We start from the raw sequence: 22,368 nt of genomic DNA on the forward strand, positions 1-22,368 counted from the left end.
CAATGTTCGTGCGGGTTCAAGTCCCGCTCTGAGTACTAAAGCCTCTTCTTTTGAAGAGGCTTTTTTTATTGTGCAAACTCAATAGTTTGAAATTAATTTGTAAAGAATTAATTTTAAAAGAATCTGAAGATTTGAGGAGGCTTAAAGTCTAAAATCAACAATCTAAAATTTAAAATAAAAATATGGGTGCTTTTGTAATTAGCAAGCGGTTTAATGATGAATATAAGTTTGTGTTTACATCTAGAAAAGGGAAAGTTATTTTTACGAGTTTAAGTTATGAGTTGAGGTTTGAGTGTGAAGAGGATATTGAGAAATTTAAATCGACAATTGAGCTTGCTAGGTTTTTGAAGTTTAAAGGCTCAGGAGGGAAGTATTTTTTTAAATTGATGCTTGGTGATGTTCATTTTGCGACAAGTCGAAAATATACTACAGAATTGCTTCTTCAGAAAGGGATAAAGGAAATTGTAACGTATGCTTCAAGAGCTGAGATTCTTGATTTTTCTTCAAGTGAGTCTATTTTTGAAGATGAGGAGGTTTTTGAGGAGGAAGAAGTGGAAGAGTAGATAATAAAAAAAAGCGTTCATGAAAATGAACGCTTTTTTTATGGCTCAATATTGAGATTTGGCCAAAAAAAAAACCATCGATTTCGATGGTTTTAAAATTTTTAGAACTTAGGTTCTAATTATTTTTTTACTTCTTTAGCAGCATCTTCTACTTTTGCAGCAGCAGAATCAACTTTAGCAGCAGCAGAATCAACAGTTGCAGCAGCAGAATCAACTACAGTAGCAGCAGAATCAACAGCAACAGCAGTAGAATCTACAGTTTCAGTAGCTGCAGCGTCAGCTTTTTTACAAGATACAACAGTTAAAACAGCAACAACAGCTAAACTTAAAAATACTTTTTTCATCTTACTTTATTATAAAAGGTTAATTATTAATTCGTGGCAAAGATATAAATTTTTTAATATGTAAAATATTTTTTCACTTTTTTTTTAAAATATTTTCCTCTGCTCACGTTTATCTTATTTATCAAATAATATGCCAAATTTATAAAATTATCTTAAATTATCTAATGTTTTGTGTAAATAATTATTTGTTGAATATTCTGTCGAAAATTTGGCTGTTTTGATTGCCTCTGTTGCGTTTTATTTTGCTTTTTAAGGATAATTCTGTTTCCTTGTGTAATGAAAAAATGGTTCTTAAAATGAACTTTAATTAAATTACAGCTTCAAAACTTCAAAATTAAAGACCAGAATATTTATGAAACTATTTTCATAATCGTATTTGTGGCTCCTTTGTTGTTCTGAATAAATGACTTACAAATATGACTTTTTTCTGTTAGCAATTTCGGATCGTTAATTAAGCGGTCTAAAATCTCTTTTAGTTCCAGGAAGTTTGTTATGGAAATACAGCCTCCAAGTTCAACTAAAGATACAGCTTCTGCAAAATTTGAATAATTAGGTCCAATAACTATTGGGATTCCAAATGTTGCAGGTTCAAGAATATTATGGATTCCGGGATTTCCAAATCCTCCGCCTACGTAAGCGATTGTTCCGTAACTGTAAATTTTAGTCAGAATTCCAATTGTGTCAATTATAAAGACATTATAATTAGATAAATCTTTGTTTTCTTTCTCAGAAAATAAAATGGTTGACTTTGTAATTTGTGATTTAAGATTTGAAATTTGATCTGTCTTTATATTATGCGGTGCAATGATAAATTTTACATTTTCCGGTGCCTGATTAATATATTCTATTAATAAAACTTCGTCTTTCGGCCATGAACTTCCAATTACAATAGTCAGCTGATTGTTTTTAAAATTTTCAACATAGTCCAGGGTATTGTCTCTTTCCAAGATGGCATTTACCCGATCAAAACGAGTATCGCCGGAAACAATTACGTTTTTAAAACCAATCGCTTCGATTTTTTGTTTTGACCTTTCATTTTGAACAAAAAAGTAAGTGAAGGCGTTTAGGGCTTTTCTGTAAAATCCGCCATACCATTTAAAAAACATCTGGCTGTCTCTAAAAATACCTGAAATCAAATAAGTTGGTGTTTTGCTTTTTTCTAATTCGTTTAAATAATTCAGCCAAAACTCATATTTAATGAAAAAAGCAAATTCGGGATGAACTAATTTTAAAAATCTCTTTGCATTGCTTTTAGTATCAAGCGGTAGATAAATTGTCACATCGGCAACTGTGTTATTTTTACGCACTTCGTATCCAGATGGTGAAAAAAAGGTTACAATAATTTTGTGAGATGGATATTTTTCTTTGATTTTTTCAATTACTGGAAGCCCTTGTTCGTATTCGCCAAGTGATGCCGAATGAAACCAAATAGTTTTATCGTCTGCTTTGATTTTTTCTTCTAAAACAGAAAATACATTTTTTCGGCCTTCCACAAAAAGCTTAATTTTCGGACTAAATAGCGCTATGATTTTTAAGAAAAATCCTGCGATGTAAATGGTTAGATTGTATAAAAAAAGCATGTAATTTTTTTTGCAGCTAAATTACATTTCTTTCGACTATTTTCATTGGTTTGAAGCTATTAATAACTATTTTTGTTCCTCCTTTTAGAGATTTCTGTCTAAAATAGAGTCTTTAATTTTAAACATTATTCAAAAATGAAAAAAATACAAATGGTTGACTTAAAGAGTCAATACGAAAAAATAAAATCTACTGTAGATGCTTCTATTCAAGAAGTTTTAGACACAAATACTTATATTAACGGGCCATTAGTTCATCAGTTTCAAAAAAATCTTGAAGACTATTTAGGAGCAAAACATGTGATTCCATGTGCAAATGGTACAGATGCTTTGCAGATTGCAATGATGGGATTAGATTTAAAACCAGGTGACGAGGTAATTACTGCCGATTTTACTTTTGCAGCAACTGTTGAGGTAATTGCTTTATTGCAATTGACTCCGGTTTTAGTCGATGTTGATCTGCATAATATGAACATCGATATTGATGCAGTGAAAAAAGCAATCACGCCAAAAACAAAAGCAATTGTTCCAGTTCATTTATTTGGACGTGCGGCGAATATGGACGCGATTATGGAAATTGCTGCAGAACATAATTTATATGTAATTGAAGATAATGCACAGGCAATTGGAGCAGATTATATCTCTAAATCTGGAACAAAATCAAAAGTAGGAACAATTGGCCACGTTGCAGCAACTTCGTTCTTCCCGTCTAAAAACTTAGGATGTTATGGAGACGGAGGAGCAATTTTTACAAATGATGATAAATTAGCACACATCATCCGTGGAATTGTAAATCACGGAATGTACGAGCGTTACCATCACGATGTTGTAGGTGTAAATTCTCGTTTAGACAGTATTCAGGCTGGAGTTTTAAATGCAAAATTGCCGCTTTTAGATGAATATAATGCAGCACGTCGTTTAGCAGCAACAAAATACAATGCAGCTTTTGCTGGAAATGCAAAAATTATTACTCCGGATTTTGATGCAAACGAAAATGATCACGTTTTTCATCAATATGTGTTGAGAATTTTAGATGCTGATAGAAATGCTTTAATGCAGCATTTATTAGACAAAGGAATTCCATGTGCAATTTACTATCCAATTCCATTGCATTCTCAAAAAGCATACTTAGATCCTCGTTATAAAGAAGAGCAGTTCCCGGTAACTAATCAATTGGTACAGGAAGTAATTGCTTTACCAATGCATACTGAGCTTGACGACGAACAAATTAAATTTATTACCGATTCTGTTTTAGAATTTTTAAATAAATAATAAAAGCCAAAATAACCACAAAACAACCCAATAAATGAAAGTATTAGTAACAGGAGGATTAGGATTTATCGGTTCTCACACTGTAGTCGAATTGCAAAACGAAGGCTATGAGGTAGTGATCATTGATAATCTTTCTAATTCTTCAGAAGATGTTTTAAAAGGGATTACCGCGATTACAGGAAAAACGCCTTTATTCGAAAAAATTGATTTAAGAGAAAAAAGCGCCGTTCGGGATTTCTTTAAAAAACACAATGATGTTACTGGTGTGATTCATTTTGCAGCTTCAAAAGCAGTTGGTGAAAGTGTTGAACAGCCTTTGTTGTATTATGAAAACAACATTAGCAGTTTAGTTTATCTTTTACAGGAATTACAGCAAAAACCTGAAGCAAGTTTTATTTTCAGTTCTTCTTGTACGGTTTACGGTCAAGCCGAAAAAATGCCAATTACAGAAGATGCTCCGGTACAAACTGCAATGTCTCCTTACGGAAATACCAAACAGATGGGAGAAGAAATTATTGCTGATGCTGCAAAGGTTACTAATATCAGCGCGATTTTATTACGTTATTTCAATCCGGTTGGAGCACATGAAACAGCTGAAATTGGAGAGCTTCCGTTGGGAGTTCCTCAAAATTTAGTTCCGTTTATTACGCAGACTGGAGTTGGTTTACGCCAGGAATTATCGGTTTTTGGAAATGATTATCCAACACCGGACGGTACTGCGGTTCGCGACTATATTCATGTTGTCGATTTAGCAAAAGCGCACGTAATTGCTTTACAGCGTTTATTTAATAAAAAGAATGCAGCAAAAGTAGAAACCTTCAATTTAGGAACAGGAAAAGGAAGTTCTGTTTTAGAAGTCATTCATAGCTTTGAAAAAGTCAGCGGTAAAAAACTGCCTTATAAAATGATGCCTCGTCGTGAAGGTGATATTACTGAAGCTTATGCAAATACAGATAAGGCAAATAATGTCTTAGGTTGGAAGGCAGAACTTAGTTTAGACGAAGCAATGGCAAGCGCCTGGAAATGGGAACAAAAAGTGAGGAATAAATAAATTCTTTATTAGTTAAAATTATAAAATTTTAAGATCCCAAATTATAGCAGTATAGTTTGGGATTTTTTTTTTAACGTATTAATTATCATGAAACAAAGTTTAGACTATAAACTAATATTTGCCTTAGCGGCTGTTGGAATTATTTGGGGAACTACCTTTTTGGGTATTAGAGTTGCGGTTGAAACTATTCCGCCTTGGTTTGTAACCTCAATTCGTCAGGGATTGGCGGGAATAATCATGATGATGATTTTATTGTTTAAAAAAGAATTGAAATGGATTGGGTGGGAAAATTTAAAACACCAGCTGGTTCCTTCTATTTTGATGATTGTAATTGCAAATGGTTTTACAACTGTTGCTGAACAGACTGTGCCAAGCGGACTGGCTTCGGTAATTAGTGCTATGGCTCCTATACTTATTTTTCTGGGCAGTATTTTATTTAAATTACAAAAACCAAGTTTAAGAGGATTTATTGGAGTCATAATAGGATTTTCGGGAGTCGTTTTTATATTTAAAGACGGACTAGGATCTTTTTTAGATGCCGATTACAGAATTGGAATGATGTTTATGGGATTTGCAATTACTGCCTGGGCGGCCGGAACAATTTATACCAAACTTCATGGGAATAAATCTAAAAATATAGTTCTTAATTTATTTTACCAGTTTACAATGGCTTCGTGTATTCAGATTGTTTTGGCATTTATTTTTTCGCCCACTATTGATGTGAATTTATGGAGTACTAAAAGTATTTTTGCAGCATTGTATTTGTCAATTTTTGGATCTGTAATTGCTTTTTTTAGCTATAATTACGCTTTGAAACACGTTACTCCGGTTCAGGTTTCTATTTTGGCGTATATCAACACCATAATTGCGGTATTTTTTGGCTGGCTGATTTTGGATGAAAAAATCACCATTGATTTTATAATTGCAACAATCCTGATTATTTTGGGGGTTTTTGTTATTAATTACAAAAAGAAGGAGAAGAAAACTTTATAAATTTGATTTAGTTTATTTTGTAAATTTGTAAGATTAAAATGTAGGAATAATGAGTTCGGATAAAGAAAATAAAAAGAATAACAAGGTCGAAGAGCCAAGAGTAGAATACGAAGTTCAAAAACCAAAATTTAAAGGTATAGATCGTGAAACTTTTGATTTTGATGCTGAATTTGCAAAAGGATTAACGCCAGAGGAAGCAAAAGAGGAAGCAAAAAGGAGAATTAGAGAATGGTGGGGAAAATAGAAGTTGTTTTTACTCCATCAGTAATTAGTTATCTTGATGATTTGGTTTTAATCTTGTATAAAAAGGAATATTTTGGTTTTATAGAATCAGCTGAAGAATATGTTGATAATATTTATGACGCAGTTCCTGAAAAGATTAGAAAATCTCCACATAAGAAAACCTCAAAATCTCTTAAGCATTTAGGCTCAGAATATGTATTTTATAAACCCAACGCCAGAACAACTTGGTATATATTTTTTGAAAAGAGTAATCAAAATTATCTTATTACTGGAATCCTAAATAATTACAGCGAAGAAGCAAAGGAATTATAAAATAAAATCCTCATAAACTTATCAAAGTATATGAGGATTTATTGTTTTTTATACAGTTAACAACTGAAAACTGTCACTGCGACTGAACACTTAAAAATTAAGCATTAGCAACAGCAGCTTCTTTGTCAATTTTATTAATCAATCCAGTCAAGACTTTTCCAGGACCAACTTCAGTAAATAAAGTAGCACCATCAGCGATCATTTGCTGAACAGACTGAGTCCATTTTACAGGAGCAGTCAATTGAATGATTAAGTTCTTTTTAATTTCATTAGCATCAGAAACTGCATTTGCAGTAACGTTTTGATACACTGGGCAAATAGGAGCAGAGAAATTAGTTGCTTCAATTGCGGCAGCCAATTCTTCTCTTGCTGGTTCCATCATTGGTGAGTGGAAAGCTCCTCCAACAGGTAAAATTAAAGCACGTTTTGCTCCTGCAGCTTTCATTGCTTCGCAAGCTTTTTCAACAGCAGTAGTTTCACCAGAAATTACTAATTGTCCAGGGCAGTTATAGTTTGCTGCAACCACAACACCATCGATAGAAGCGCAAACTTCTTCAACAACATTATCAGCTAAACCTAAAACAGCAGCCATTGTAGATGGAGTGATTTCGCAGGCTTTCTGCATTGCAAGAGCACGTTGAGAAACTAATTTTAAACCATCTTCAAAAGATAAAGTTCCGTTAGCAACCAAAGCTGAAAATTCTCCTAATGAGTGCCCTGCAACCATTTCCGGTTTGAAATCTTCTAAAGTTTTCGCCAAAATAACAGAATGTAAAAATACTGCAGGCTGTGTAACTTTAGTTTCTTTTAGTTCTTCGGCAGTGCCTTCAAACATGATATCTGTAATTCTGAAACCTAATATTTCATTAGCTTTTTCGAATAATTCTTTGGCTAAAGCCGAATTTTCATAAAGGTCTTTACCCATTCCTGTGAATTGTGCACCCTGACCCGGAAATACGTATGCTTTCATTTGTCTAATTTAATTTTTACTTTTTTTAAAATTGAAAATTAGTTTCAATTGGAAGGCAAAAGTACTATTTTTTTAGCTCGAATAATCCTTAAACATATAAATCCATGCTAATCTTGAAAATCTAAGATTAAAAGGAGTAAGCAAAGTAATGGTTACGGCAATAATTGGAAGGATTCTTAAATCGAAATTTGTTTCAAAGAAAAACTGTGCAATACAATACGTTGCAATTCCCTGAGCCACGGTTAATCCATAGTTTACGTACATGGCACCAAAGAAATAACCAGGCTCTTTTTGGAATTTGTAATTGCAATGACTGCAGTATTCATTCATTTTTGGAAAACTGAAATTCAGAAAAATATTCTTGTCTGTAAAAACTTTTCCTTTATGACAAACAGGACATTCGTTTTTTAAAATATGAGTTAATGCGCTTGACATGATATTGTTGATTTTTGTTTATACAAAGGTAATTCAGAGCATTATAAAAGTCTTTTTAGTATCTTCGCTTATTATAGCACAATAAAGACATTTTTTATGAAACGATATCCCATTTATAGTGTTCAGAATTTTAGCTGTAACGATATTCACCGCGATTTTTACGTCAATACTTTTAAAGAGCATTTAAAAAGTCACAGTTTTGTCGAAGAACCGCACCGTCATGACTCGTATTTAATGGTCTTTTTTACAAAAGGTTCGGGATTGCACGAAGTCGATTTTGACCAATTTGAAATCAAAAGAGGAAGTCTTTTTGTGCTGCAGCCGGGACAAATGCACCATTGGAATTTATCTGAAGACATTGAAGGTTTTGTAATTATCTTTTCGCAGGAATTGTACAATTTGTATTTCGGACAAAAAAAGATCAACGATTATAATTTTTACCATTCTATTCAAAACCGACCAGAAATGGTTTTTGAAGAAAAAGAAATCCCGAAAATCCAGCCTTATTTCGATTTATTGATTCAGGAAAATAGCCAAGACAACAAATATCAATTAGATAAATTGTTGAATTTGTTAGATTGTATCCATATTGAAGTAGCGAGAAAATATGGTGAAACGTATTCACATCAAACGCATTCATACAATATCAAAATCAACAAGTTTGAATCACTTTTAGAAGAATATTTTAGAACCGAAAAACTACCTTCATTTTATGCAGAGAAATTAAATATAACGCTAAAACATTTAAACAGAATCTGCAACGAAATTCTCCAAAAAACAGCAACAGAAGTAATTACAGACAGAGTGATTCTGGAAATAAAAAGAATGCTGATCGATAAGCAATTAGCTGTAAACGAAGTCGCATTCAAAGTCGGTTACGAAGATTACTCGTATTTCTCCCGCTTCTTCAAAAAACAAACTGGAATGTCGCCGACTGAATTTAGAAATGTAAAGTAAGAAAGAGCTTCGACTTCGCTCAGCCTGACATATGATATCTTTAAGAATACGANTGAGCGAAGTCGAAGCCCCCGTTCTCAAAAGCAAAAAAGCCTGTACCCCGAGAAGGTACAGGCTTTTTAACCAACCAAATTAAAACCTATTATAAAGTATTAGGCTTGTTTTACAAATTGTAATTCAATGTTCAAGCGAACTTCTTCGCCTACCAAAACACCACCCGTTTCAAGAGCTGAGTTCCAGTTTAAACCCCAATCTTTACGATTTATTTTTCCTTCTATGCTTAAACCTACTTTTGTATTTCCCCAAGGATCAGTCATGATTCCACTAAATTCAACTGGGAATTTTACTGTTTTAGAAACACCTTTAATGTCTAAATCTCCAGTTAATTCATATTCACCATCATTGATCTTTTTGAAAGCAGAAGATTTGAAAGTTAATTTTGGATGATTTTCAGCGTCAAAGAAATCGCCACTTCTTAAATGTCCGTCGCGATCTGCATTTGCAGTATCTACTGAAGCGATATCAGCAGAAAAACTGAAATCTGCGTTATCAAAACTTTCACCTTCTGTGATTGCAGAAGCATCATAAGTTCCAAATTTTCCTGAAACATTCGTAAACATCATGTGTTTAACTTTAAAACCAATTTCTGAGTGAGTTGGGTCAATTGACCATTTTGTAGTTGCCATAATTTTATTTTTTAAATATTTTAAATAATTAATTTCATTTTGATAGGACAAAGTTACGGTGAGAGTTGTCCTGGAGCACTTAATCTAGATTAAGAAATAAAAAAGATGATTGTTTTTGCCACAGATTACACAGATTAAAAGGATTAAAAAAAATATATTGCCACGAATTACACGAATTTCCACGAAATAAATTGAATCAAAATTTGTGAAAATTTGTGGCGAAAAAAATCAATTTAATCCTTTTAATCTGTGGCGAAAAAACTAATGCTTAAAGCTTAGCTTTTGTTATTCATATAAAATGTCAGCGCTCCCGACGGACATTTATTAACAGTAGAAATTATTTTCTCAGTTGTAGATTGTTCTGGAGTAATCCACGGTTTTTCTTTTGGACGAAATACATCTGGATTGTTTTTGACACAATTTGCCGAGTGAATGCATTTTCCAGATTGCCACACAATCGTAACTTCTCCGTTTGTATATTCTTTAATGAGGTTATTTGGATTCATGGTTTAAAATTTTAAGGATGAATTTAATTTTAAAGTCAGACCAATTTTCTTATTTATAAAGTTAGTCTTTCTTTTTTGAAATGGGAAAAAAAAAAGAAACGATAATAATCTGATTTTCAGATTTATTATCGTTTCAAAGTACAGGTATTAATTTTTTTGTTTGAATTAATAATTCATTGGAATGTCCATTAATAAAAATTCAGCGTCTGTATTTGCTTTAATATTCAAAGTGTCAGTTCCTGAAATTCCAACCGCATCACGAGAATTTAATTCCTGACCGTTGATGGTAACATTTCCTTTCAAAACGAAAGCATAAACTCCGTTTCCTTCTTTTTTGATTTTATATTCAGCAGTAACTCCAGAATCGAAATTACCCATATTGAACCACGCATCCTGGTGAATCCATACTCCTTCGTCATCAGCATTTGGAGATAAAACTTGTGCTAATTTATTATGTCTGTCAGCAACATTTAAAGTAATCTGCTGGTAACGTGGTGTAACATTTCTTTTGTTCGGAAACAGCCAAATTTGTAACAATTTAGTCTGCTGATCTGCGTTCGGATTAAACTCACTATGCTGAATTCCTGTTCCTGCACTCATAACCTGAATGTCACCATTTTTGATTACTTCAGTATTTCCCATGCTGTCTTTGTGAGCCAAATCACCTTCTAATGGAATCGTAATAATTTCCATATTATCGTGAGGGTGAGTTCCAAATCCCATTCCCGCTGCAATTGTATCGTCATTCAAAACACGAAGTGCTCCAAACTGAATTCTGTCTGGATTGTACCAGCTCGCGAAACTAAAGCTATGATAAGCGTTTAACCATCCGTGATTCGCATTTCCTCTTGTGTCTGCTTTGTGCAATACTATATTTTCCATGATTTTGTCTTTTATTGATTTTGATAGTACAAAGATACAGCCGATGTAAACGAAAAGCACTTAATGTAGATTAAGAAAAGATTCTAAGGTTTTAAGGTGCTGAGATACTAAGTTTTTTCTGGAGCAGAAAGAATCGTTTTCAAAAGACGTTTAGTCCCGCTATCCGTTACAATCTTTTGTGGTGAACCCCACCACAAAAGGATTTCCACTTCTATCGGGGCTATGCGGGAAGTTTCATTTTTATAAGAAGGTTCAAAGGTGCAGAAGTTTAAACGTTTTACCTCAAAGGAGCCACATGGTTTGTCATTTCGACGAAGGAGAAATCTTCGCAAGTAGCTCTACAAAGATTGGAAATTATAAAGTTTTTTTATCTCAAAGTACCAACATGATTTGTCATTTCGACGAAGGAGAAATCTTCGCAAGTAGCTCTACAAAGATTGGAAATTATAAAGTTTTTTTTATCTCAAAGTACTAGCATGATTTGTCATTTTGACGAAGGAGAAATCTTCGCAAGTAACTCCGCAAAGATTGAAATTATAAAGTGATTTTTTGCTTCAAATTAATCGTATGGTTTGTCATCCTGAGGAACGAAGGATCACACAAGAAATTCCGCCTGCATAATCGCCAATCTTTGTTGACTTCCGAGTGTGATCCTTCGTTCCTTAGGATGACAAGATTGCGCTGAATTATTTAATCTTAATTAATTTCCCTTTCCCAACTACTTCGTCAAGATAATTCGAAGCAGAACTTTGCTTATCATGCATATAAAATAGAATCGTATCTTTTTCGATTTGATCTTTTGGAATACTTATAACTAAATCAGTATTAATGAAATTATCCAATAGTATTACATTGCCATAAGAAACTTTTCCTTTCGGTAGATATTTGTTGTCAAAGGCAAAAATGCTGTCCTTAAAAGTAATTTTATCTTTTTGGATGTAAGCATTGTCTTCTTCAATTAAATAATTGTAACGGCCGGTAAGTTTATCTGTTTTTTGAGTGAAGTTGATGAAAAACAGGGTGATTAGTAAAGTAAAATATTTCATGGCATTCTAACTATATTGATTCATAAACTGCTGTACAACAGCATCGGTATTCTCATGGCGTTTTTTTCTTTCTAAAACAATTGGCGGTGCTGCTCTTTCCAGACAATCCTGAACAGCACAGGTTTCGCAAGTTACACCAACAATTCGTTTCACCAAAGGTTTTCCGTCAATGACCTTGAATTTCTTTTTCATTGTTGGATTAATCAAAATTCCGACAGAAATACTTCGAATGGTATCATGCAGAAAAGGATCTTTTGTAGCCGATGAAAATACTAAATATTCGTTTCCGCTATTCGCATAACTTGAAATTTGCGCATCAAAAAAATGAGATTTATTTTGTTTGATGGCTTCGTCTATTGTTTTAACCGAAACCCATCTTCTACAATAATGCTCGTTGGTTTCGTTGGCGTGCGGTTCTTGCTGATGTGTAATGTGTAATTCTTTATTAATTTGGTAAACATCAGAACCAATTCGGTGTGATAGTCTTAAAAAGAATAAATTCTTCAGTTGAAAATCTTTTGGTAATAAATTGGTCAATCGCTGATAAAAAGATTCAGGCGAAACCTCAAAACTTTCAATTAATTGAACAAATTCTTCCGGTTTCGGATTCTCATTTTCTAAAAAAGAATTGATTTTATCCACCACTAATTTTCTTGGCAGTAACAAAGCACCAGCAAAATAAGAAGCATAAAAGTTGTGCAAAACCTGATCAAAATTTTCAAACTTAATCCAGCTGAAAGTCAATAAACGATCAGAGATTTTTAGGTAATTATAAGCTATTTCTTTAGCTAAAATAAATGCTTTCTGCGGAGCGTCAAGTTCTGTAGAAAGTAATAAAGTTTTGCTTTTTGGAACATAAATCGAGCGCAAATCGCCCAAAGCTTCCTGATCTGTAAAAACGATTTCTTTGATATGGTATTCGTATTCTTCTTTTAAAATCGCTTCCAATTCTTCAACGCTGATTTTAGAATCCAGGTTGATTTGAAACGACTTCGAAAATGCAATTACTTTTTCTTCTAAATCTTCAAAATAATTACTGTGCGCTTCCTGATACGAACGCAAAGCGGCTAAAAAGAAACTTTCGCGACTTAAATTATAATGCTGTGCAATTTCGATAATGGTGCTGATAAAAGCATTGACTTTTGCAGGTGCATTGGCAATAATATCAATTAAATCGGCTTCTTGAATTCCGAAAAGCTCTAGCGGAATCTCTTTTAAAATGCCTGATTTCAAGATTTCGCCAATTGGAGCGAGGTTGTTATCAAGTTTTAAAGACACCATTTGGTCATAAGTCACGTCCAAATGTTCGCAGAGCAATAAAATTTTATCTGTTTTTGGATATTTCTTCCCCTTTTCAATCTCGTTTAAATACGATTTTGAAAGATTTGTCAATTTGGCCAAGCCAAAAAGAGACAGATTTTTTTGCGTTCTGACTTGCTTCAATTTTAATCCGAAGATCAGCTTTATATAGTCTTTTTCGATATCCATGAACCAAATATAGGTATTCTAAAAATAATCGCCAAAAAATTATTTTTTATTTTTAGCGAACGTTCGCTTGTTTTGTAAAAAACTTTTTTCTAATATTGTGGTGTAGAAAATATTAATTATCAGTTTGTTATGGATTTGTGTTTTTGAAAAACATAGAATCGATTCAATTACTGCTAATGAAATTAAAAACCACAGCTATGAAAAACCAATTAGAAATTACCGAAACGGCAATGGAATTTTTAGCCGAAAAGAAGCTTCGTTATCCAAAGATCTGGACAGAAGAAGCCATTGTTTTTATAACTGAATTGCATAGAAAATTCGAATCACAGCGAAAACTATTGCTTTTACAGCGTGAGCAGAAACAAGTCACTTTTGATCAGGGAATTATGCCGGTTTTTATTCCAGAAACCAAAAGTGTGAGAGAAGGCAGTTGGAAAGCTGGAGAAATTCCGAAAGATTTACTGGATCGAAGAGTAGAAATTACTGGGCCGGTTGACCGCAAAATGATTATCAATGCGTTGAATTCGGGAGCAAAAACTTTCATGGCCGATTTTGAAGACAGCACTTCGCCAACCTGGCAAAATCTTATGGATGGTCAAGTAAATTTAATAGATGCGGTAAACAAAACAATTACGTATACTGATTTGGTGAAACAGAAATCGTATCATTTAAATGAAAAAATTGCCACGCTAATTGTGCGTCCAAGAGGTTTGCATTTGCCAGAAAAACATGTTCTAGTTGAAGGAAATGAGGTTTCGGGTTCTTTGGTAGATTTTGGTTTATATGTTTTTCACAATCATAAACGACTATTAGAAAACAATTCAGGACCGTATTTCTACATACCGAAATTAGAGCATTACCTGGAAGCGCGCTGGTGGAATAATGTAATCGATTTTACGGAGGATTATTTAAAACTGAACAGAGGAACGATAAAAGTGACGGTTTTAATTGAAACGATAACGGCAAGTTTTCAGCTGGATGAAATCATTTACGAATTGAAAGAACATATTGTTGGCTTAAACTGCGGACGCTGGGATTATATTTTCTCATACATCAAAAAGTTTAGAAAAAATCCAAAATTCATTGTACCAGATCGCGATCAGGTAACTATGACTTCGCCTTTTATGAATGCTTATTCAAATCTGGTAATTCAAAGATGTCATAAACGTGGAATTCATGCAATTGGAGGAATGGCAGCACAGATTCCGATTCGAAATAATGAAGAAGCCAATGCAGTCGCTTTCGCAAAAGTAAGAACCGATAAAGAGCGTGAAGTTAAAAATGGACACGACGGAACTTGGGTAGCGCATCCAGATTTAGTTTCAATTGCAAAAGAGATTTTTGATAAAGGAATGCCAACTCCAAATCAGATTCATGTAAAAAGAGAGCATCGAAAAATTACAGAAGCCGATTTGATTGAACCACCAATTGGGCTGATAACCGAAAACGGTGTTCGCAAAAATATCAATGTTGGAGTTCTATATCTGGCTTCATGGCTAAACGGACAAGGCGCCGCCGCTTTGCATAATTTGATGGAAGATGCTGCAACGGCCGAAATTTCAAGATCGCAATTGTGGCAATGGCTTCAGAATAAAGTGATTTTAGATAATGGACGAAAATTAGATTTGGCTTATTATCATGAATTGGCTTTAGATGAATTCAGAAAAATTAAGGAAGAGCTAGGAGAAGAAAATTATGAAAAACAACAATTTCCATTAGCCGAAAAAATGCTGGAAAGACTGGTTGTAAACCTGCATTTTGTGGATTTCCTTACTCTTCCATGTTATAAATACTTATAAATTTTTTAAAATCTGCTCAATCTGCCAGATCTGCGGGCTAATATTTTTTTCTCGCAGATTTAGCAGATCAGGCAGATACAATGAAAATCAAACTTAGACTTAAATTGTTTAAACACATAGAAACATAGATTTTATTTTTTCTGTAAAAAGAGAAAAGAAAAAAACTAGTTTTTCATGCATAGGTAACTATGTGTATTGAAACAAGTGAAACGCCTTTAACCACAAAGTATAACTATGTTTCTATGTGTTTAAAATCTTGGTTCAAACTGAAAACTGAGAAACGAGACTGAAAACTTTATTAACGAACCACTTTAACTAAACTATATTATGAAAACAACAGAAGACAGAATTCAGGAATTGATTAACGATTGGATTACGAACCCGAGATGGAAAGGAGTTGAGCGTCCTTACACTGCAAGCGAAGTAGTAACACTTCAGGGGTCTTATAAAATTGAGCATTCTATTGCCAAAATGGGTGCAGAGAAATTATGGAGAAAGTTAAAAAGTCAGGATTATGTTGCAGGTTTGGGAGCGTTGACTGGAAATCAGGCGATTCAGGAAGTCGATGCGGGTTTAGAAGCAATTTACTTAAGTGGATGGCAGGTTGCTGCTGATGCAAATCTGGCGGGAGAAATGTATCCTGACCAATCGCTTTACCCGGTAAACAGCGTTCCGATGGTGGTAAAAAAGATCAACAACGCTTTATTGCGTGCTGATCAGATTCAGACTGTAAATAATATTGAAGATAGAAAAGATTATTTAGTTCCCATTGTGGCTGATGCCGAAGCAGGTTTTGGCGGCAATTTAAATGCTTTCGAATTAATGAAATCTATGATTGAAGCAGGAGCTTCCGGAGTTCATTTTGAAGATCAATTAAGTTCTGCTAAAAAATGCGGACACTTGGGTGGAAAGGTTTTAGTTCCAACGCAAGAGGCAATTAATAAATTAATTGCAGCACGTTTGGCATCAGATGTTATGGGAGTTTCAACTTTAATAGTTGCTCGAACAGATGCCGATGCAGCTAATTTACTAACAAGCGATGCGGATCCAAGAGATAGAAAGTTTTTAACAGGTGAAAAAACGACTGAAGGTTTCTTCTACGTTAAAAACGGAATTGATCAGGGAATTGCAAGAGGTTTAAGTTACGCACCATACGCCGATTTAATTTGGATGGAAACCAGTAATCCAGATTTGGATTATGCAAGAAAATTTGCAAAAGCAATGAAAAAGGAATTCCCAGATAAAATGCTGGCTTACAATTGTTCGCCGTCTTTCAATTGGGCAGCAAAGTTATCAGTTGCTGAAATGGAAACATTCAGAGAAGATTTAGCAGCAATGGGATATAGTTTTCAGTTCATTACTTTAGCAGGATTCCACGCTTTGAATACGAGCATGTTTGAATTGTCTAAAGCTTACAAAGAGCGAGGAATGGCAGGATATTCTGAATTGCAGGAACGTGAATTTGCTTTGCAGAAAAACGGATTCAGAGCTGTAAAACATCAGGCTTTTGTGGGAACTTCTTATTTTGATGCCGTTCAAAATACGGTAATGTTAGGGAAATCAGCAATAACCGCAATGGAACATTCTACAGAGGTTGAGCAATTTTAATTCAAAAGAAAAGCCAGTTTAATGAACTGGCTTTTTTATGGCCACAGATTTCACAGATTAAAAGGATTTTTTTTTGCCACGAATTACACAAATTTTCACGAATTTCATTTTAATTTGTGAAAATTTGTGTAATTCGTGGCAATATTTTTTTAATCCTTTAATCTGTGAAATCTGTGGCTAAATAATTTTACTTTTTCAAAAGGCGAGCTTTCATTTTGCTGAAGAATTCAGGTGTTACACCAATGAAAGAAGCGATTTGTTTTTGAGGAACTTTGTGTACCAATGTTCCGTATTTTTTTGTGAATTTTTCGAAACGTTCTTCGGCGGGTAAACTCAAGTTGTCCATTAATCGCTGTTGGTTGGCAACTAAAGAGTTTTCGATTAAAATTCTAAAAAATCGCTCCAATTTTGGAATTTCAAGATACAATTGTTCCTGATTTTCTTTAGATAACGAAACCACTTCAGCTTCTTCCAGAACTTCAATAAAAAGCTGTCCCGGTTTTTGCGAAAAATAACTGTACATATCACTCATCCACCAGCCTTCGCAGGCAAATGATAAAACATGTTCAACAATATTATCGTTGATATTGAAACTTCTTAAAATACCTGAATTTACAAAATACGAATGTTTGCATACTTCGCCGGCATTTAATAAAAGCGTTTTGGCTTTGTAAGTGTTGGTTTCTAGTTTAGATAAAAAAAGCGCCTGTTCTTCTGGTGTCAGAGAAACGTGTTTGGCAATGTTTTCGAGAATTAATGCCATTATTTTTTATCGTCGATTAAAGTAAATGAAGTTGCTTTGAATCTGTTTCCTTTAATTTCTCCTGTAACTAAAGCTTTGCTTATTGCATTACAGAAACCTTTTTCTGAGTGTGCATCACCGTGATCGTGAATTGTAGTTCCGTCCACGAAATAGCTTTTTCCGTCGATGCGAACTGCTAAATCACAGCTTTTGCCTTTCATACCAAATTGGCATTCTCCACACGAAGCTTCCACGATTGTTGGTTTGTCAAATTTCTTTTTGTCTTGTGCCTGCACTGAAATTCCAATAAACAGGAAAATCATGAATATAAGTTTTTTCATTTTTAAGAGTTTACAGTTATTAATTTTGCCGTTTTTTTGGCACGTTCTGTTATTTCATTGATTGGAGTCGAAAGTGTATCGTGGCTTAAAACAACTCCCATTCTGCGGTACGGTCTTGAAGTTGGTTTTCCGAAAATCCTGAAATCGGTTTTTGGTAAAGCGGCTACTTTTTCGATTCCGGTAAAAGTTGGATTTGCTGAATCTTCAGATGCTAAAATTACAGCACTTGCTCCGGCTTTTTCTAAAGTAATTTCGAAAATTGGAAGGCTTAAAATGGCTCTTAAATGCAGTTCAAATTCATTAAAATTCTGTGTTCCTGCTAAAGTTACCATTCCGGTATCGTGAGGACGAGGGGAAAGTTCAGAGAAATAAACACCTTCTTTAGTAAGGAAAAATTCAACACCAAAAAGTCCAGCTCCGCCAAGCGCTTCGGTAATTTTTTCGGCCATATCCTGTGCTTCGTACAAATCTTTTTCTGAAACCAAAGCTGGCTGCCAGCTTTCCTGATAATCACCTCTTTCTTGTCTGTGACCAATTGGAGCGCAGAATAAAGTTGGATTGTCATTTTGAGTAATTGTTAAAAGCGTAATTTCTGAATGGAAATCTACAAATGCTTCAACAATTACTTCGATAACATCGCCACGCGAACCCGCAACGGCATATTGCCATGCTTTTTCAATATCGCTTTCTGTTTTGATAGTCGATTGTCCTTTTCCTGAGGATGACATTAATGGTTTTACCACGCAAGGAATTCCAATTTCTAGAACGGCTTTTTGAAGTTCTTCTGCCGAAGTTGCGTATTCATATTTTGCTGTTCTTAATCCCAATTCTTTTGCTGCTAAATCGCGAATAGCTTTACGATTCATGGTAAAGTTTGCCGCTTTCGCTGAAGGAACAACGGTGATTCCTTGTTTTTCGTAATCGTAAAAACGTTCGGTGCGAATGGCTTCTATTTCGGGAACTATAAAATCGGGTTGGTGTTTGGCTACGATTCGGTCAAGAGCTTCGCCGTCAAGCATATTGATGACTTCAAAACCGTGTGCGACTTGCATTGCCGGTGCATTTTCGTAACTGTCAACTGCAATTATGGTTTGTCCGATTCGTTGTGCGGCAATGACAAATTCTTTGCCTAATTCGCCTGAACCTAGGAGTAATATTTTCATTTTGGAGTGTTGTAATGTTTGAGTAGTAAAAGTAGGGAAAAAGGTTTTAACCGCAAAGTTCGCAATCCCGATAGCTATCGGGAGCGCAAAGAACACTAAGTTTTTGTTTTTAAGATAAAAAAAGCTCGCAAAGAATTTTTCACGCAGATTTTGGAGATTCGGCAGATTTAATTTAATAACCAACTTACGTTTTAGAAATAGTAACCACACAGTTTGTCATTTCGAGGAACGAGAAATCACACTCGGGATTCGACAAAGATTGGCGATTTTGATTGTGGAGTTTCTAGTGTGATTTCTCGTTCCTCGAAATGACAAGATTCTGGGAATTATAAATGTTAAAGTTCTTATGAATACGTTCGCGTGAGGGATAGAAGTGGAAAGCCCGCAGCCTGACGAAGGAAGTGCGAGGACTTGGAACGGATAGCCCGACCCGGAGGGACACGCCCAAATTTATATGTTTATGACGAAAATAACGCTTATAAATATTTGTAGAAAATTCAGGTTAAATTAATTCGGGAATTTTGATGCAGCCATTAGTATATTTCTATATTTGCCCGCAAAACAAATAATAATCATAAGATGAGAATAAATTTTATTTTAATAATGAGTGCTTTATGCATTACATCGTTCGTACATTCACAATCAGCCGGAATTACATTTAATTTTGGAATGGGAGAACAAAAAGCTAATGCTGTAATTTTTAAAAAAGATAAACAAAAAGTCAGCGGAATAGTTAACTTTCCTGGGCTTGCAGATAAAAAAGTAAAAATAAAAGTTGGCGAGGAGAATGAAAAGTACGCCAGCAGTGATATAGATTCTATTCAAATTTTAGACGACAATAAAAAATTGTCTTATACTTTTGTAAGAACAAAAACAAAGGTGTATAAAAAGAAGGGAACAGAATTTAAGGTTATTGATGAAAACTGGATTTGTAAAATTATTACAGGTAAGGCTTCTTTATATTTAGGTGGTGAAGAATACGGAATAAAAGAAGTGAAGGTTGAGGATGAAAAAACGAAAGAAAAGGTTAAAGTAAAGAAAATGCAGGTGGTTTCTAAAGAAATAAATCATTACTTAAAAAGAAGTAATGAAGATTATCCTGTGCTGGTTTCTGTGAGTTCAAACGCTCTTTCTGCAGGTTATAATGCTTTTTTTAAGGAATATGGAGTTTATTATTTTAGCGATAATCCTGAAATTGCTAAAAAAATTGAAGATAAAGAGTATAAATATGATGACATTGAAAAGGTCGTAGATTTATATAATGTAAAACGAGAGAAAAAAACAGAATCAAAATCAGCATTAAAGGCAACCAAAATAAAGATTACACCGCCTGATTCAAAAGCAAAAACTACGAAGAAGAAATAAACAAAAAAGCGATACCTAATTAAGTATCGCTTTTTTTATATTAATGAAAATGATCTTCTTCAATCTCAAATTCGGCATCTTTTTCCCAGATTTCCATTTCGCAGGGTTTGCAGTTGAATTTTAGTTTGTATTCTAATTCTCCCTGTTTTAAAACCAATGGTTCTTTTACCTTAACACCTACGATGTCTTTTTGGTGTATCGGACATTTTTTCAACTCGTATTTGATGCAGTATTTGGTTGTCATTACACGAGATTTTCCTGGATCCCATTGTAATTCGAATGCTTTTTCGATTTCAGTAACACCGTGGCGTTCGTAGAATTTACGAGCCGTTTTGTTCGAAACGTTGTACATGAAATCCAGTTTGGTTTCTGGGTAAGGATGTGACGTTTTTACCAATTGGTGTTCTTCGCGAACGTAGTTTGCCAAACGAATTTCTGATAATTGTTCGAAAACATTTCTTCTCATTTCGTTGATTTTTGAAATAGGAAGAAACCAGTTTTGAGAAAACATAATGTTGATTTCATCGGCGCTGTAAGGTGTAAAACCTGTTTTTGCCAATTGAACTTTAATGTTTTCTTCGATCGATTCACCAGTTTTAGTTTTTTCTTTTGCGTGTTCTAACTTTACTGTACTTACATTTCCATCTTCGTCGGTAGCGATTAATTCAAAACCGTTTTCGTTTTCAGTAAGCAATAATGTAGTTCCAATTTTACGGATGGCACTGTCTTCTCTTTCAACAATTTTGATGAAAGCAGCATCGTTATTTCTATAGATGAAAGTTCCGTCTTTGATTTCTTTTAAAACGTTTGGATATACTTTTCCGTTTTCGGCTTTGTTTACATAGATTCCGTCAGCTTCATTATTTTCGTTGATAAAGCAAAGTCCATCACCGTTGTTTAATAATTCACCGTTTTCGATTTCGTAAGCACCGCCAGCAGTTCTAATTAATTTACCAATATATTGACCTTTTGATTTTGGGCTTTCCCAAGAACCAATAGAACTGTGTCTTTCGTTTACGAAATAATCGGTATAACCACGGTTAAAAGTTCTGCTTAATGTAGAATCAAAAGTATACGTACATTTTCCAGAAGAGGCTTTGACGTATTTATCGCTTCCTTCAAGATAACTGTCTAATTTTTGACGAAGATAAGATACGTTATTTTTAACGTACGCAACGTCTTTTAAACGTCCTTCGATTTTGAAAGAAACAATTCCGGCTTCAATCAAATTTGGAATCTGATCTGAAACATCTAAATCTTTAATCGAAAGCAAGTGACTGTTTCTGATTAAAGTATCTCCGTTTCCGTCGATTAAGTTATAAGGTAAACGGCAGTTTTGAGCGCAAGAACCACGGTTCGCGCTTCGTTCTCCGTTTGCCACACTCATGTAACAGTTTCCGCTGAAAGAAACGCATAAAGCTCCAGTTACGAAAAACTCAAGTTCAACATCAGCGTGATCGTATATTGTTTTAATTTGATGCAGGTTTAATTCGCGTGCTAAAACGACACGTTTGATTCCGGCATCTTTAAGGAATTTAATTTTATCAGCATCACGGTTATTGGCTTGCGTACTGGCGTGAAGTACGATAGGAGGCAGGTCCATTTCCATAATCGCCATATCCTGAATGATCAATGCATCGACACCAATATCGTATAATTCCCAAATCATGGCACGGCAAGTTTCTAACTCGTTATCATACAAAATGGTATTGATAACCACAAAAACCTGTGCGTTAAATAAGTGAGCATATTTTACCAGTTCGGCAACATCTTCAATAGAGTTGTTGGCATTAGAGCGTGCTCCAAATTGTGGCGCGCCAATATATACAGCATCGGCGCCACTGTTTATGGCAGCGATTCCTCCAATTAAATCTCTAGCAGGAGCTAATATTTCGATTTTCTTCTTCATTTCTAAAACTTTAGACTTTTGTGGTATTCCCGAAAAAAAGTGTGCAAAGGTCTAATAAATTATTCGAGTTTGCTAGTGATGAAGCGATTTTTTTGAATTTGTTAACGCAATATGGA

The 22,368-nt window shown here is 34.3% G+C and carries 23 protein-coding genes and 1 tRNA gene (1 of these 24 only partly in view); 11 read left to right on the plus strand and 13 right to left on the minus strand.

What is annotated here, in order from left to right; translation table 11 throughout:
* Positions 1-35, plus strand: a tRNA-OTHER gene (locus tag ACTJIW_RS12855); it begins 86 nt to the left of the window's first position.
* 147 nt (positions 36-182) lie between these two features.
* The gene (locus ACTJIW_RS12860; protein ID WP_012023800.1) at positions 183-563 is read left to right on the plus strand and encodes a hypothetical protein; all 381 of its coding nucleotides are present in this window, start codon (positions 183-185) and stop codon (positions 561-563) included.
* Between the two features lie 119 nt (positions 564-682).
* Here ACTJIW_RS12860 and ACTJIW_RS12865 read toward each other — a convergent pair whose 3' ends face one another.
* A complete protein-coding gene (locus tag ACTJIW_RS12865; protein WP_012023801.1) occupies positions 683-907 on the minus strand; it encodes a PG1828 family lipoprotein in 225 nt (74 codons plus the stop codon).
* Between the two features lie 350 nt (positions 908-1,257).
* On the minus strand, positions 1,258-2,487 hold the full coding sequence (locus ACTJIW_RS12870; RefSeq protein ID WP_440714456.1) for a 3-deoxy-D-manno-octulosonic acid transferase: 1,230 nt from the start codon (positions 2,485-2,487) through the stop codon (positions 1,258-1,260).
* Positions 2,488-2,622: 135 nt separating this feature from the next.
* Here ACTJIW_RS12870 and ACTJIW_RS12875 point away from each other — a divergent pair, with 135 nt between their 5' ends.
* The 5 genes from ACTJIW_RS12875 to ACTJIW_RS12895 all read left to right on the plus strand — a co-directional run bounded on the left by ACTJIW_RS12875 (position 2,623) and on the right by ACTJIW_RS12895 (position 6,355).
* A complete protein-coding gene (locus tag ACTJIW_RS12875) occupies positions 2,623-3,756 on the plus strand; it encodes a DegT/DnrJ/EryC1/StrS family aminotransferase (RefSeq protein ID WP_073407838.1) in 1,134 nt (377 codons plus the stop codon).
* A gap of 34 nt (positions 3,757-3,790) precedes the next feature.
* Positions 3,791-4,807, plus strand: coding sequence for a UDP-glucose 4-epimerase GalE (gene galE / locus ACTJIW_RS12880; protein WP_440714455.1), 1,017 nt, complete (start codon positions 3,791-3,793; stop codon positions 4,805-4,807).
* 87 nt (positions 4,808-4,894) lie between these two features.
* Complete coding sequence (locus ACTJIW_RS12885) at positions 4,895-5,800, plus strand: DMT family transporter (RefSeq protein ID WP_440714454.1); 906 nt, start codon at positions 4,895-4,897, stop codon at positions 5,798-5,800.
* Positions 5,801-5,849: 49 nt separating this feature from the next.
* Positions 5,850-6,044, plus strand: a complete 195-nt coding sequence (locus tag ACTJIW_RS12890; protein WP_149208433.1) for a hypothetical protein — start codon at positions 5,850-5,852, stop codon at positions 6,042-6,044.
* On the plus strand, positions 6,029-6,355 hold the full coding sequence (locus tag ACTJIW_RS12895; RefSeq protein ID WP_440714453.1) for a hypothetical protein: 327 nt from the start codon (positions 6,029-6,031) through the stop codon (positions 6,353-6,355). The genes ACTJIW_RS12890 and ACTJIW_RS12895 overlap by 16 nt, the downstream gene beginning before the upstream one ends.
* A 97-nt stretch (positions 6,356-6,452) precedes the next feature.
* On the opposite strand, the gene fabD is transcribed toward ACTJIW_RS12895, so the two are convergent.
* Both fabD and ACTJIW_RS12905 read right to left on the minus strand, forming a co-directional pair.
* Positions 6,453-7,325, minus strand: a complete 873-nt coding sequence (gene fabD / locus ACTJIW_RS12900) for an ACP S-malonyltransferase (protein WP_073407835.1) — start codon at positions 7,323-7,325, stop codon at positions 6,453-6,455.
* A gap of 72 nt (positions 7,326-7,397) precedes the next feature.
* On the minus strand, positions 7,398-7,760 hold the full coding sequence (locus ACTJIW_RS12905) for a DUF983 domain-containing protein (protein WP_012023807.1): 363 nt from the start codon (positions 7,758-7,760) through the stop codon (positions 7,398-7,400).
* Between the two features lie 96 nt (positions 7,761-7,856).
* Between ACTJIW_RS12905 and ACTJIW_RS12910 the strand changes: the two genes are divergently transcribed.
* Positions 7,857-8,717: a helix-turn-helix domain-containing protein gene (locus ACTJIW_RS12910; protein ID WP_440714452.1), complete on the plus strand. Its 861-nt coding sequence runs from the start codon at positions 7,857-7,859 to the stop codon at positions 8,715-8,717.
* A 152-nt stretch (positions 8,718-8,869) separates the two neighbouring features.
* On the opposite strand, the gene ACTJIW_RS12915 is transcribed toward ACTJIW_RS12910, so the two are convergent.
* From ACTJIW_RS12915 to ACTJIW_RS12935, 5 genes are all read right to left on the minus strand, one after another.
* Positions 8,870-9,403 (minus strand): YceI family protein, encoded by a 534-nt coding sequence (locus ACTJIW_RS12915; RefSeq protein WP_073407833.1) that lies wholly within the window; start codon positions 9,401-9,403, stop codon positions 8,870-8,872.
* A gap of 275 nt (positions 9,404-9,678) precedes the next feature.
* Positions 9,679-9,909, minus strand: coding sequence for a (4Fe-4S)-binding protein (locus tag ACTJIW_RS12920; protein WP_440714451.1), 231 nt, complete (start codon positions 9,907-9,909; stop codon positions 9,679-9,681).
* Positions 9,910-10,074: 165 nt separating this feature from the next.
* Positions 10,075-10,791 carry a pirin family protein gene (locus ACTJIW_RS12925; RefSeq protein ID WP_440714450.1) on the minus strand — a complete coding sequence of 239 codons (717 nt, stop codon included), beginning with the start codon at positions 10,789-10,791 and terminating at the stop codon, positions 10,075-10,077.
* 686 nt (positions 10,792-11,477) lie between these two features.
* On the minus strand, positions 11,478-11,837 hold the full coding sequence (locus ACTJIW_RS12930) for a hypothetical protein (RefSeq protein ID WP_440714449.1): 360 nt from the start codon (positions 11,835-11,837) through the stop codon (positions 11,478-11,480).
* Positions 11,838-11,843: 6 nt separating this feature from the next.
* Positions 11,844-13,325 carry an XRE family transcriptional regulator gene (locus ACTJIW_RS12935; RefSeq protein WP_121362238.1) on the minus strand — a complete coding sequence of 494 codons (1,482 nt, stop codon included), beginning with the start codon at positions 13,323-13,325 and terminating at the stop codon, positions 11,844-11,846.
* A gap of 197 nt (positions 13,326-13,522) precedes the next feature.
* Here ACTJIW_RS12935 and aceB point away from each other — a divergent pair, with 197 nt between their 5' ends.
* Complete coding sequence (gene aceB / locus ACTJIW_RS12940; protein ID WP_440714448.1) at positions 13,523-15,124, plus strand: malate synthase A; 1,602 nt, start codon at positions 13,523-13,525, stop codon at positions 15,122-15,124.
* Between the two features lie 327 nt (positions 15,125-15,451).
* Positions 15,452-16,732, plus strand: a complete 1,281-nt coding sequence (gene aceA, locus ACTJIW_RS12945) for an isocitrate lyase (RefSeq protein WP_440714447.1) — start codon at positions 15,452-15,454, stop codon at positions 16,730-16,732.
* Between the two features lie 187 nt (positions 16,733-16,919).
* Here aceA and ACTJIW_RS12950 read toward each other — a convergent pair whose 3' ends face one another.
* Genes ACTJIW_RS12950 through purT form a run of 3 tightly spaced genes read right to left on the minus strand, consistent with a single transcriptional unit; the run spans position 16,920 to position 18,978 of the window.
* The gene (locus tag ACTJIW_RS12950; RefSeq protein WP_066032734.1) at positions 16,920-17,495 is read right to left on the minus strand and encodes a Crp/Fnr family transcriptional regulator; all 576 of its coding nucleotides are present in this window, start codon (positions 17,493-17,495) and stop codon (positions 16,920-16,922) included.
* On the minus strand, positions 17,495-17,815 hold the full coding sequence (locus ACTJIW_RS12955) for a DUF6370 family protein (protein ID WP_440714446.1): 321 nt from the start codon (positions 17,813-17,815) through the stop codon (positions 17,495-17,497). Before ACTJIW_RS12955 ends, ACTJIW_RS12950 begins: the two co-directional genes overlap by 1 nt.
* Positions 17,816-17,817: 2 nt before the next feature.
* Entirely contained in the window at positions 17,818-18,978 is a 1,161-nt protein-coding gene (gene purT, locus ACTJIW_RS12960; RefSeq protein WP_440714445.1) for a formate-dependent phosphoribosylglycinamide formyltransferase, read from the minus strand.
* Positions 18,979-19,557: 579 nt separating this feature from the next.
* Here purT and ACTJIW_RS12965 point away from each other — a divergent pair.
* Complete coding sequence (locus ACTJIW_RS12965; RefSeq protein WP_440714444.1) at positions 19,558-20,343, plus strand: hypothetical protein; 786 nt, start codon at positions 19,558-19,560, stop codon at positions 20,341-20,343.
* 40 nt (positions 20,344-20,383) lie between these two features.
* On the opposite strand, the gene ACTJIW_RS12970 is transcribed toward ACTJIW_RS12965, so the two are convergent.
* Positions 20,384-22,252 carry a peptidase U32 family protein gene (locus ACTJIW_RS12970; protein WP_440714443.1) on the minus strand — a complete coding sequence of 623 codons (1,869 nt, stop codon included), beginning with the start codon at positions 22,250-22,252 and terminating at the stop codon, positions 20,384-20,386.
* Between the last annotated feature and the right edge of the window lie 116 nt (positions 22,253-22,368).

The organism is Flavobacterium sp. 22659 (assembly GCF_052044235.1).
GTDB lineage: Bacteria > Bacteroidota > Bacteroidia > Flavobacteriales > Flavobacteriaceae > Flavobacterium > Flavobacterium johnsoniae.